The sequence below is a fragment of the Streptomyces sp. NPDC059008 genome, from assembly GCF_042749045.1.
Lineage (GTDB): Bacteria > Actinomycetota > Actinomycetes > Streptomycetales > Streptomycetaceae > Streptomyces.
On record NZ_JBHYJC010000007.1, the window covers coordinates 98,074 to 112,159 of the forward strand.

At 75.7% G+C, this 14,086-nt stretch carries 1 protein-coding gene (cut by a window edge); it reads left to right on the forward strand.

Annotated features, from left to right (window positions below):
- Positions 1-14,086: the 5' portion of an SDR family NAD(P)-dependent oxidoreductase gene (locus tag ACFWZH_RS11985; RefSeq protein WP_384428348.1), read on the forward strand. It continues 10,181 nt past the right edge of the window; 14,086 of the gene's 24,267 nt are visible here — the first part of the coding sequence; it begins with the start codon at positions 1-3; its stop codon lies beyond the right edge, outside the window.

The following is a 14,086-nucleotide window of genomic DNA, read 5'->3' on the forward strand; positions in this document are numbered from 1 at the left end:
GTGAGCAGAAACATCCTTCGTGTGCCGGCCTGGCGCGACGAACCGCTGCGAGGGCGCACCGCGGCCCCCACCACCCGTCGGCTGGTCGTGCTGTGCGACGTCCCCGACGCGGACGTGACCGCGCTGCGCCGGAAGCTGCCCGGACTGTCCGTCGCCCGCGTCGAAAGCCGTGCCGACGGGCCCGCGGCCGCCTACGAGCACGCGGCGACCCTGCTGCTCGGCGAACTCCAGCGGCTGCTGAACCAGCCGGCCGGCGGCCCCCGTTGCGTGCAGGTCGTCTGCCGCGAGGGCGGCCCCTACGGCTACGCCGGTCTGATCGGCATGCTGCGCACCGCCGCACTGGAGGACCCGGCGCTGCACGGCCAGCTGATCGAGTTCACCGAGTGGCCGCCGGGCGAGGAACTCGCCGAGGTACTGCGGGCGGAGGAGGGGCAGGCGGCGGACCACGTGCGCCACACCGACGGCCGCCGCCAGGTGCGCACCTGGGCGGCGGCCCCGGACCAGGCGGCACCCCCGCCGGTGTGGAAGGCCGACGGCGTCTACCTGATCAGCGGGGGAGCGGGCGGCGTCGGCCGGCTGGTCGCCGCCGACATCGCGGCCCACGCCCCCGGAGCCCGGGCCGTGCTGTGCGGACGCTCGCCGGCGGACCTCCTGCCGGGGCGGCCGGGCCCGCACACCGAGTACCGCCGGGTGGACGTCACCGACGCCGCCGCCGTGGCCGATCTGGTCGACTCCCTTGTGCGCACGTACGGCAGGCTCGACGGGGTCGTGCACGCGGCCGGCCTGATCAGCGACGACTATGTGATCCGCAAGTCCCACCAGGACGCCCAGCGGGTCCTGGCGCCGAAGGCCGCCGGACTGGTGAACCTCGACGAGGCCACCCGCCGGCTGCCACTGGACTTCCTCGCGGCGTTCTCCTCCGGCGCCGGGACGCGAGGCAACCCCGGCCAGGCCGACTACGCCGCCGCCAACGGGTTCCTCGACGCCTACCTGGCCCACCGCGCCGGCTTGGCCGCCGCGGGCGAGCGCCACGGCACGAGCGTGTCGATCGGCTGGCCGCTGTGGCAGGACGGCGGGATGGCCGTCCCGGCCGAGGACCTGCCCGCGCTCACCGCGCGCTTCGGGCGCCCCCTGGCAACGGACACCGCGCTGCGGGCCCTGCACGGCGCACTGGCGCTCGGCACACCACACCTACTGGTCATGGACGAGGAGAGCGCAGTGGACGGCGAAGGCCCGCAGGAGTCGGCGACGACGCAGACGACGCGGACGACGCGGACGGGACCGGCGCAGCTGCGGGCGCGCGTGCTGCCGCTGCTGAAGGAGCTGGTCGCCCAGACGGTGCGGCTGGACGCCGCCCGGCTCGACGCCGCCGCCCCGCTCGACGCCTTCGGCATCGACTCGCTGGCCGTGACCCGGCTCAACCGCCACTTCGCGCGGTGGTTCGACGCCCTGCCCAAGACGGTGCTCTACCAGTACCCGACGCTGAACGACCTGGCCGGCCACCTGGCGGAGCAGCACACGGACGGCTGCCGCCGCTGGCTGGACGACGCGGCGGGAGCGGCCACCGCACCGGAGGCGACGGCCACGACCGATGCGCCGGACCCGGCGCGGGCCGCGGCGGCCGCCGCACCGGTGCGCCCCCGGGCCCGCGCGGCGAAGCCGCCGCGTCCGGCCGGCGCCGCCGAGCCGATCGCCATCATCGGCCTGAGCGGGCGCTACCCGGGTGCCGCGACCCTGGAGGCGTTCTGGGAGAACCTGCGCGCGGGCCGGGAGAGCGTCCGCGAGATCCCCGCCGAGCGCTGGTCGCTGGACGGCTTCTTCGAACCGGACCCGCAGCGGGCCGTGGAGCGGGGTGCCAGCTACAGCAAGTGGGGAGCCTTCCTCGACGACTTCGCCCGCTTCGACGCCGCGTTCTTCGGGATCGCGCCGCGCGACGCGGCCGACATGGACCCGCAGGAACGGCTGTTCGTCGAGAGCGCCTGGTCGGTGCTGGAGGACGCCGGCTACACCCGGCGGCGCCTCGCCGAGCAGCACGGCTCGTCGGTCGGCGTCTTCGCCGGGATCACCAAGACCGGCTTCGACCGCCACCGCCCGCCGGCCACCGACGGACTGCCGCCCGCACCGCGCACGTCCTTCGGATCGCTGGCCAACCGGGTGTCGTACCTGCTGGACCTGCACGGCCCGAGCATGCCGATCGACACCATGTGCTCGTCGTCGCTGACCGCGATCCACGAGGCGTGCGAGCACCTGCGCCACGGCGCGTGCGAACTGGCCATCGCCGGCGGCGTCAACCTCTACCTGCACCCCTCCTCGTACGTCGAACTGAGCCGCTCCCGGATGCTCGCCACCGACGGCCACTGCCGCAGCTTCGGCGCCGGCGGCGACGGGTTCCTGCCCGGCGAGGGCGTCGGCGCGGTGCTGCTGAAGCCGCTGGCCGCGGCCGAGGCCGACGGCGACCCCGTCCACGCGGTGATCGTCGGCTCCGCCATCAACCACGGCGGACGCACCAACGGCTACACCGTGCCCAACCCGCGCGCACAGGCCGCGCTGATCCGAGACGCCCTCGACCGCGCAGGGGTGTCCGCCGCCGGCATCGGCTACGTCGAGGCGCACGGCACCGGCACCCGGCTCGGCGACCCCGTCGAGATCGACGGCCTGACCCAGGCCTTCGCGCCCGACACCGGGCAGAGCGGGGCCTGCGCCCTCGGCTCGGTCAAGTCGAACATCGGCCACCTGGAGGCCGCCGCGGGCATCGCGGGCCTGACCAAGGCCGTACTGCAGCTGCGGCACGGCGAGTTCGCGCCCACCCTGCACGCCGAGCAGACCAACCCCGACATCGACTTCGCGGCCACCCCGTTCACCCTGCAGACCGGCGGGGCCCCCTGGCCGCGGCCCGCGGACGGCGGCCCGCGGATGGCCGGCATCTCCTCGTTCGGTGCCGGCGGCGCCAACGCCCATGTCATCGTCGCCGAGTACCGGGGCACGACGACCGCCGCCGCCCCGCCCGCCCCGTCCCCGCGACCGGTGCTGCTGCCGCTGTCCGCCCGGACCACCGAGGACCTGAGCGCACGGGCCGGCCAGCTCTCGGCCCTGCTGCGCTCCGGGGCCCCGGTGGACCTGGCCGCCGTCGCGGCCACCCTGCAGACCGGCCGCGAGGAGATGGACGAGCGGGTGTGCTTCGTCGCGAGCACACCGGAGGAGTGGCGCGACCAGCTGGCCGCCTTCCTCGCCGACCCCGAGGCCGAGGGACCGTGGTCCCGCGGCCGCGTCCGGGCCACCCGCGAGACCCTGGCCGCCCTGGCGGAGAAGGACGAACTGCGCGAGCTGGTCGCCCGCTGGACCAGCCGCGGCGACTGGCGGGACCTGGCCGCCTTCTGGGCCAAGGGCATGCCGCTCGACTGGACCCGCCTGCACACAGGCGCCAAGGCGCCCGCACGGGTCCATCTGCCCGCCTACCCCTTCGCCGGACGGCAGTTCTGGTACGGCCCGGCCGGCGGCGAGCGCCCGGAGACGACGCCGGCCGCCGCCCCGCCCGGCACGTCGGCGGCCGGGACCGCCGACGTCGAGCGCATCCTGCTCGACGCGCTGGCCGAAGCCCTGCAGATGCCGGTCGCCGAGATCGAGCGCCGCCGCCCCTTCGCCGACTACGGCCTGGACTCCATCCTCGGCGTGAACCTGGTCCACCGGCTCAACACGGCCCTGGGCACCGCGCTGGAGACCACCGACCTGTTCGACCACGGCACCGTCGAGCGCCTGCACGCGTTCCTCGTCGCCACCCGCGGCGACGCGTCGCCCGCACCGGCCTCCCCGGCGGCCGCCGCCGCGACGCCGGACGACGACGCCGTCGCCGTCGTCGGGATGGCCGCCCGCTACGCCGACGCCGAGGACCCGCGCGCCCTGTGGGACCACCTGACGGCCGGCCACGACCTCGTCGAACCGGTGACCCGCTGGCCGCTCGGCCAGGACGTGGCCTGCCGCGCCGGCGGCTTCGTCCGCGGCATCGACCAGTTCGACCCGGTGTTCTTCGCCATCTCCGGCGTCGAGGCCGCCGCCATGGATCCCCAGCAGCGGATCTTCCTCGAACAGTGCTGGAACGCCCTGGAGGACGCCGGCTACACCGGCGAACGCCTGACCAGCCGCAACTGCGGTGTCTACGTGGGCTGTTACGCCGGCGACTACCACGACCAGCTCGCCTCCCGGCCACCGGCGCAGGCCCTGTGGGGCACCATGGGCTCGGTCGTCGCCTCACGGATCGCCTACCACCTCGACCTCAAGGGCCCCGCCCTCACCACCGACACCTCCTGCTCCAGCTCGCTGGTCTCGCTCCACCTCGCCTGCCGCGACCTGCTCTCCGGCGACGCCGACCTGGCCCTGGCCGGCGGGGTGTTCATCCAGACCACGCCGCGGCTGTACGAGTCGGCGACCCGGGCGGGCATGCTCTCGCCCAGTGGCCGTTGCCACAGCTTCGACGCCCGCGCCGACGGCTTCGTCCCGGGCGAGGGCGCGGGCGCGGTCGTCCTCAAGCGGCTCGCCGACGCCCGCCGCGACGGCGACCACATCTACGGCATCGTCCGCGGCTCGGGCATCAACCAGGACGGCACCACCAACGGCATCACCGCCCCCAGCGCCGCCTCGCAGGAACAGCTCCTGCGCGAGGTCCACACCGCCTGCGGCATCGAGCCCGGCGGCATCCAGTTCGTCGAGGCCCACGGCACGGGCACCCAGCTCGGCGACCCGATCGAATTCCGCGCGCTGACCCGCGCGTTCGAGGGCGCCCCGGCCGGGAGCGCCGTGCTGGGATCGATCAAGACCAACATCGGGCACACACAGTTCGCCGCCGGCATCGCGGGCGTCATCAAGGCGCTGCTGGCCCTGCACAACCGGCAGATCCCGCCGTCGCTCCACTTCCACGAGGCCAACCGGGCCGTCGTGCTCGACGGCAGCCCGTTCACCGTCACCACCACCGCGCAGCCCTGGGCGGCGCCCGTACGCGGCCCGCGCCGGGCGGCCGTCAGCTCCTTCGGAGCCAGCGGCACCAACGCGCACGTCGTACTGGAGGAGCATCCGGTCTCCCAGAGCACCGCCGCGGACGGGGAGCACGCCTTCCTGCTGTCGGCCCGCACCCCGGCCGCCCTGCGCGCCGTCGCCGAACGGCTGCTCGCCCACCTCGACCGCGAACCCGCTCTGCCCGCCGACGCCGTCGCCTACAGCCTGGCCGCGGGGCGCAGCCACTTCGAGCACCGGCTGGCCGTCGTCGCCACCGGCCTGCCCGACCTGGCGGCACGCCTGCGCCACTGGCTGTCCGGCACCGCCGGCGACACGGTGCTGCAGGGGGAGACCGCCGCGGACCCCCGTCCGGTCGCCGGTGTGCGCGCCCTGGCCCCGGCCGCACTGGCTGCGGCGTACGTACGGGGCGAGGCCGACCGGTTCGCCGACAGCTTCCCGCCCGCCTCGCGCCGCCAGGTGCCGCTGCCGACCTACCCGTTCGAGCGGCAGCGCTACTGGACCGACACCGCCGACGCCACCGGCACCGCCGACACCCGGGAAGACCGGGCGCCTGAGGGGGCCGAGGACGCCGCGTACCGCCTCCGGCTCGGCGGCGAGGAGTTCTTCCTGGCCGACCACCACGTGGGCGGCCGGGCCGTGCTGCCCGGCGTGCTCGCGCTGGAGGTCGCCCGCCGCGCCGTGACCGGCGGTTCCTTCGCACCGGTCGGCCTGCGCGACGTGGTGTGGCCCGAGCCGTTCCCCGTCGGGGACGGCGGCGCCGAACTGCGCGTCGAGCGGGACGGCGACGCCTTCCGCGTCCTGCGCGACGACCGTGCCGTGCACGCCCAGGGACGGATCGCCACGCCCGGCTCGCCCCGGCCCGCGCAACTGGACGCCCTGCGGGCCCGCTGCGACCGCCGCACTCTGACGCGCAGTCAGGTACGGGCGGCCCTCGACGCCGTCGGCATCCGCCACGGAGCACGCCTGCGCGCCATCGACACCCTGGCCGTCGGCGACGGCGAGGTGCTGGCCCGGCTCGTCCTGCCCGACGGCGCCCGCGACGGCGCGTTCGCACTGCACCCCGCGATGCTCGACAGCGCCGTCCAGGCCGTCGTCGGCCTCTACGGCGACGCCACCGGCACCCTCGACGAACAACGCGGCGCGCCCGCGCTGCCGTTCGCCCTGGACGCCGCCGACCTCTTCGCCCCCACCACCGAGCGGATGTGGGCCCATCTGCGCCACACCGAGGGCTACGCCCCCGCCGCCGACCAGGACGTGACGAAAGCCGACATCGATGTGTACGACGACGACGGACGGCTCTGCGCGAGCCTGCGCGGCTACGCGTTCCGCCGTATGACCGCCCCGTCCGACAAGACCCCGCGCGCGACGCTGCTGGCACCGGTGTGGGACGCCCTGCCCGCCGCGCCCGCCGCACCGTGGCCCCACCCGCGGACCCGCGTCGTGCTGCTCGGCGGCACCGCCGGGGAACAGGACGGGCTGCGCCGCCGCTACCCGGACGCCACCGTCCTGGACGCCCGCGCCGACGAGCCGGCCGACCGGCTGGCCGCGCGGCTGCCCGTCGGCGCCGAGCACGTCTTCTGGCTCGCTCCGGCCGGCCCCGCCGGCGACCCGGCCACGGCGCGCCACGACGCCCCCCTCGCCGTCTTCCGCCTGGTCAAGGCGCTCCTGGCCGACGGCGCCGACGCCCGTGAACTGGGTCTGACCCTGGTCACCCGGCAGGCGCGCCGACTGCCGGGCGACACCGACTGCGACCCCGCCCACGCCGGTGTGCACGGCCTCGCCGGCACCCTGGCCAAGGAGTACCCGCACTGGCACCTCCGCGTCGCCGACGTCGAGGCGGACGTCCCGGTGCCCTGGCCGGCGCTGCTGGACCTGCCCGCCGACCCCCGTGGCGAGACCCTGGCCCACCGGCACGGCGAGTGGTACCGCCCGCGCCTGCTGGAGACCCACGAGCCCGGCACCGTGGCCGCCCCGCCCGAGCCCGGCGGCGTGCTCGTGGCCATCGGCGGCGCCGGCGGCATCGGCACCGTGTGGACCGAGCACATGATGCGCCGGCACGGCGCCCGGGTCGTCTGGATCGGCCGCCGCCCCCTGGACGCCGCGATCACCGCCCGGCAGGAGGCACTGGCGGCGTACGGCCCCGCACCGGACTACATCCAGGCCGACGCGACCGATCCCGACGCCCTGCGCCGTGCCCGCGACGAGATCGTGCGGCGGCACGGACCCGTGCGCGGCGTCCTGCACACCGCGATCGTCCTCGGCGACCAGACCCTGGCCCGGATGGACGAGGACCGGTTCCGCACGACCTACGCCGCCAAGGCCGACATCGCGGCGAACCTCGCCGACGCCTTCGCCGGCCAGCCGCTGGCGTTCGTCGCGTTCTTCTCCTCCATGCAGGCCTTCTTCAAGGCCCCCGGACAGGCCAACTACGCGGCGGGCTGCACCTTCGCCGACGCCTACGCCGAGCATCTGGCCACCCGGCTCGACTGCCCGGTCAAGGTCATGAACTGGGGTTACTGGGCCGGCGTCGGCGTGGTCACCGCCGACGGCTACCGCCGGCGCATGGCACAACTGGGCCTGGGCTCGATCGACCCGGACGAGGGCATGGCCGCCTTCGACGCCCTGCTGGCCTCCCCGTACCCGCAGTTGGCGCTGCTCAAGGCCACCGACACCCGCAGCATCGACGGCCTCCACGACGACGACGCCCTCACCCACCCGGCCGCCGCCCTCCCGTCGCTGATCGGCGCGCTGGGCGAGCACCGCCCCGACCGCCGCGCCGAGATCGCGCGGCTGCGCGAGCAGGCGGGCGGGCACGCCGGCGCCATGCAGGACGCCCTCGTCGACATCACCTGGGCGCTGCTCGCGTCCCTGGGCCTGTTCCGCGACGGCCGCGCGGCCACCGCCGCCCAGTGGCGCGCCGTCGGCGGCATCGAGGACCGCTACCAGCGCTGGACCGAGCACACCCTCGCCGTCCTCGCCGACGCGGGCCGCCTGCGCCGCGCGGGCGAGGACGCCTACGCCGCCCTCGACACCCGCACCGGATCCCTCGACGACGCCTGGGCCGACTGGGACCGGGCGCGGCAACCGTGGCTGGCCGACGACGCCAAACGCCCCCAGGCCGTCCTCATCGACACCACGCTGCGCTCGCTGACCGGCATCCTCACCGGCCGCCGCCGGGCCACCGACGTGATGTTCCCCCAGGCCTCGCTCGAACTGGTCGAGGGCGTCTACAAGAACAACCCGGTCGCCGACTACTTCAACGACGTGCTCGCCGACACCCTCGTCGACTACCTCCAGCGCCGGCTGGCCGACGACCCGGACGCGCGGCTGCGCATCCTGGAGATCGGCGCCGGCACCGGCGGCACCAGCGCCACCGTGTTCCGCAGGCTGCGGCCGTGGGCCGGGCACATCGACACGTACAGCTACACCGACATCTCCAAGGCGTTCCTGCTGCACGCGCAGCGGGAGTACGGCGAGCTCGCCCCGTACCTCGACACCCGGCTCTTCAACGCCGAGAAGCCCCTGGCGGGCCAGGAGGTGGCCCCCGGCGCGTACGACGTGGTGATCGCCACCAACGTGCTGCACGCGACCCGCAACATCCGCACGACGCTGCGCAACGCCAAGGCCGCCGCGCGCCCCCACGCGCTGCTGCTGCTCAACGAGCTGAGCGACAACATCCTCTTCAGCCACCTCACGTTCGGCCTGCTGGACGGCTGGTGGCTCTACGACGACCCGGGGCCGCGGATCGCCGGTTCTCCGGGCCTGGCGCCGGAGAGCTGGCGGCGGGTGCTCGGCGAGGTCGGCTTCCGCGCGGCGTTCGTCGCCGCCGAGGGCGCCGACGACCTCGGCCAGCAGGTGATCGTCGCCGAGAGCGACGGGGCGGTCCGCCAGCCGCGCCCGGACGGGGAGTCGGCCTTCCGCGGCACCCTCACCCCGGCGCGTCCCCGGCCCGCCGAGCCGCAACCGCCCGCCCCGACGCCGACGCCGGCCGCCGCCGACGGCGTGCGCGACGACGAGCGGCTGGCGGACCTGGCCCGCGACCACTTCCGCGCCCTGGTCGCGGACACCCTGCGACTGCCGGTCTCCGACATCCGGGCCGATGTGTCCTTCGACCGCTACGGCATCGACTCCATCCTGGTCGTCCAGCTGACCGAGGCGGTCCGCAAGGGGCTCGACAACGTCGGCAGCACGCTGTTCTTCGAGGTGCGGACGGTCGACGGCCTCGTACGGCACTTCCTGCGCACCCAGCCCGACGCGCTGGCGGCGCTGGTCGGACTGACGAACGAGGATTCCGCGCCCGCGTCGACCGCGCCCTCGTCGCCCGAGCCCGAGCCCGAGCCCGCTGAGCCCTCCGCCACCGCGCCCGAGCCGAACGGCGCCCCGGAGCGCCCCGCCGAGGCCCCCGCCCTCGCCGCCCACCCGGCGGTCGAGCCGCCCCGCGACGGGCAGCAGATGCCCATCGCCGTCGTCGGCATGGCGGGCCGCTACCCGGGCGCACCCGACCTGGACACCTACTGGGAGAACCTGCTCGCCGGCCGGGACAGCGTCACCGAGATCCCCGCCGGGCGCTGGGACCACGGGCGTTACTACGACCCGCGCCGCGGCGTGCCCGGCAGGACGTACAGCAAGTGGGGCGGCTTCCTCGACGGGATCGACGAGTTCGACCCGCTGTTCTTCGGGATCTCGCCGAAGGCGGCGTCCACGATGGACCCCCAGGAGCGGCTGTTCCTGCAGTGCGCCCACACCACCCTGGAGGACGCCGGTTACACGCGCGACGCCCTGCGTGCCGCGGCCCGCGCCCGGGTGGCCGAGGACGCCGGTGACATCGGGGTGTTCGTCGGCGCGATGTACTCCGAGTACCAGCTCTACGGTGCCGAGTACAGCGTGCGCGGTGAGCCGGTCGTCGTCCCCGGCAGCCTGGCGTCCATCGCCAACCGCGTCTCGTACTTCCTCGACGCGAGCGGCCCCAGCGCCACCGTCGACACCATGTGCGCCTCGGCGCTGTCCGCGATCCACCTCGCCTGCGCCGCCCTCCAGCGCGGGGAGTGCGGTGTCGCCCTGGCCGGCGGGGTCAACCTGTCGGTGCACCCGGGCAAGTACCTGATGATCGGCGAGGGTCAGTTCGCCTCCAGCGACGGCCGCTGCCGCAGCTTCGGCGAGGGCGGCGACGGCTATGTGCCCGGCGAGGGCGTCGGCGCGGTGCTGCTGCGCCCGCTCGCCGACGCCGTCGCCGACGGCGACCGCATCCTCGGCGTGATCCGCGGCACCGCCGTCAACCACGGTGGCCACACGCACGGATTCACCGTGCCGAACCCGCTCGCGCAGGCGGCGGTCGTCCGCAGCGCCTGGCGCCGGGCCGGCGTGGACCCGCGGGACATCGGCTGCATCGAGGCGCACGGCACCGGCACCGCACTGGGCGACCCGATCGAGATCGCCGGGCTGAACGCGGCCTTCGCCGAGTTCACCGACGACCGGAACTTCTGCGCCATCGGCTCGGCGAAGTCGAACATCGGCCACCTGGAGTCGGCGGCCGGCATCGCGGGCCTGGCCAAGCTGCTGCTGCAGATGCGGCACGGCACGCTCGTACCGTCCCTGCACGCCGCACGCGTCAACCCCGAGATCGACTTCGCCGACAGCCCCTTCGTCCTGCAGCGCGAGGCCGCGCCCTGGCCGCGGACCGGCGCCCGCCCGCGCCTGGGCGGCCTCTCCTCGTTCGGCGCGGGCGGCTCCAACGCCCATGTCGTGGTCGAGGAGTACGTCGAGCAGCCCGCCGGGACGGACCGCGCGCCCGCGCACCGCGGCGAGGCCGTCGTCGCGGTGCTGTCCGCCTTCGACGAGGAGCGGCTGCGCGAGTCGGCCGGCCGGCTGCGCGACGCGCTGCGCACCGAGCGGTGGAGCGGCGCGGACCTGCCCGACATCGCCTACACGCTGCAGGTCGGCCGAGAGGCGATGACCGCACGGTTCGCCGTGGTCGCCGACACGCTGACCGCCCTGGTCGAGGCGCTGGACGCCTGCGCGCTCGGCGGCGCACTGCCCGCGGGCGCGTACCTCCACGCCGGCGGCGAACGGGGCGGCGCGACCCGGGACTTCCTCACCGACGAGGACTTCCAGGAGACGGTCGTGCGCTGGGCCCGGCGCGGCAAGCTGGCGCCGTTGGCCGAGGCCTGGACCAGCGGCCTGACCGTCGACTGGGCCCGCCTCCACACCGAGGGAGCCACCCCGCGCAAGGTCGCACTGCCCGGCTACCCGTTCGCCCGGGAGCGCTACTGGTACACCGACGGACTGCCGGAACTCGCGGACGCACCCGCCGCGTCGGGCGCCGCCGTGCCGCCGCCGGCCGCCCCGCGCCCCGCCGCGGCGGCCCCGCCCGCGACGACGCCCGCCGTGCCCGCCCCGCCCGTGACGACGCCCGCCGTGCCCGCCCAGCCGGCCCACTCCTACGAGCTGCCCGCGGGCGACCTCACCCTGCACCCCGTCTGGGAGCCCGCCCGGCTGCTGCGCGGCAGCCCCTACCCGTCCGCGGCCTCCCGGGTGGTGGCGATCGGCCTCGAACCGGACGTCCTCGCGGAGCTGACCGCCCGCCGCCCGGAGACCCTGGCGCTGGACACCACCGGCGCGTCGTCCGCCGAAGAGGTACGTGACGCACTCGCCCGCCTGGGCGACGACTTCGACCACGTCGTCCTGCAGTTCCCGACCGCCGCCGCCGACGGCGCCCAGGCGCGGATCGGTGCCCAACGCGCGGCGATCCGGCGGATGTTCCGCGTCCTGAAGGCACTGGCCCTCACCCGGGACGAGCAGCGGCTCGGGCTGACCCTCGTGACCCGCGACGCGTTCGACGCGGGCGGCTCGAAGGCCGCCGACCCCGCCCAGGCGAGCCTGCACGGCCTGATCGGCGGACTGGCCAAGGAACAGCCGCACTGGCGCATCCGCGCGGTCGACCTGGCCGACGGCGAACCGTTCGTCGCCGACGAGGTCTTCGCGCTGCCCGCCGACCGCCGCGCCCACCCGCTCGCCCGCCGCGGCGGCCAGTGGCTGCGCCGCCAGCTCCTGCCGGTGGACGCCACCGAGCCGCCCACCGAGCCCGTGCTGCGCCGCAACGGCGTCTATGTGCTCATCGGCGGCGCGGGCGACCTCGGCCTGCTGCTCAGCGAGTACCTCGTACGGCAGCACGACGCACACGTCGTATGGGTCGGCCGGCGCGCCGAGGACGAGGACATCCGGGCCAAGGCGGCCCGGGTCGGGGCGGGCGGACGCAGCCCGCTCTACCTCTCCGCCGACGCCTCCGACCCCGACGCGCTCGCCCGCATGCGGGACGAGGTGGTCCGCCGCCACGGCCGGATCGACGGCGTGGTGCACCTGGCCATGGTGTTCAGCCACACCCCGCTCGCCCGGATGACCGAGCACGAGCTGGAGGCCACCCTCGCCGCCAAGGTCGACCCGTGCGTGCACTTCGCCGACGTCTTCGCCGGCCACGGCCTGGACTTCGTCCTGCTGATCTCCTCGCTGGTCAGCTTCATCCGCAACTCCCACCAGGCGCACTACTCGGCGGCCTGCGCCTACGAGGACGCCCGCGCCGACGCCCTGCGCGCGGCGCTGGACTGCCGGGTCAAGGTCGTCAACTGGGGCTACTGGGACAACGTCCCCGACGAGCTGCTGCGCGAGGTGACCTCGATGGGGCTGGCCCCGATCGACCCCGCCGCGGCGATGGGCGCACTGGAACGCCTCCTGGCCGGCCCGCTGCACCAGATCGGCTTCATGCGGCTGGGCCGCCCGCTGCCCGTCGAAGGGGTGCTCACCGCGGAGACGCTGACCCCGCAGGCGCACGGTGCGGCGGCCCGCGGCGGCGCCGCGCCCCTCGCCCTGCCCACCGACCTGGCCGCGTACCACGCGGGCCCGGTCCCGGGCGAGATCGACGCCTGTCTGCTCCGCCGCCTCGCCGCCGAGCTGCGCCGGGCGGGCCTTGCGGACCCGCGCCACGGCCTGGCCGAGTGGAAGGAGCGGCGGGGCGTGGACGCGCGGTTCGACGGCTGGCTCTCGGCCACCCTGCGCGTGCTCGCCGAGCACGGGGTCATCGACGGCGAGGGCCGCTGGAGCACCGGCGGCCCGACCGCCGGGGACGTCGACGCCTGCCGTGCCGACTGGGCCGCGCACACGCCCCGGTGGGCCGCCGCCAACCCCGATCTGCGGGCACCGCTGAACCTGCTGGACCAGACCCTGCCCGCGCTCGCCGACATCCTGTGCGGCCGGGTGCGCGCCACCGACGTGCTGTTCCCCCAGGGGGCGTTCTCCCTCGTCGAAGGCGTCTACCGGGACAACCGGGTGGCCGGGCACTTCAACGCCGTCCTCGCCGAACACGTGGCGGCCTTCCTGCGCGCGCGCCGGGACGCCGACCCGGGGGCCCGCCTGCGCGTCCTGGAGATCGGCGCGGGCACCGGCGGCACCACCGGCCCCGTGCTCGACCGCCTCGCCCGCGAAGGGCTGGACCTGGCCGAGTACTGCTTCACCGACCTGTCCCAGGCGTTCCTGCAAAGCGCCCAGGACACCTTCGGGCCGGGCCGCGACCACCTCACGTACCGCGTCTTCGACGCGGCCAGGCCCCCGCACGCCCAGGGGCTCGACACCGGCGCCTTCGACGTCGTCATCGCGGCCAACGTGCTGCACGCCACCGACAACATCCGCCCGGCCCTGCGGCACGCCAAGGCGCTGCTGCGCGGCAACGGTCTGCTGGCCCTCAACGAGATCAGCGGCTTCTACCTCGTCAACCACCTCACCTTCGGCCTGCTGGACGGCTGGTGGCTCTACGACGACGCCGAACTGCGGGTGCCCGGCAGCCCCGCGCTGTCGCCGGAGGCCTGGCAGCTCGTACTGGAGCAGGAGGGCTTCACCGGCATCGGCCACCCGGCGCGGGACGCGCTGGCGCTCGGGCAGCAGGTCGTCGTGGCCCACAGCGACGGTCTCGCCCGCAGCCCGCGCCTGCTCCCCGAGACGCCCGAGGCGAGCGGCGCCTCGGCCCGGCCGCCGGCGGAGCCCGCGGCCCCGGCCCCCGGCTCCGGCCCGGCTCCGGCGCCCGGCCCCTCCG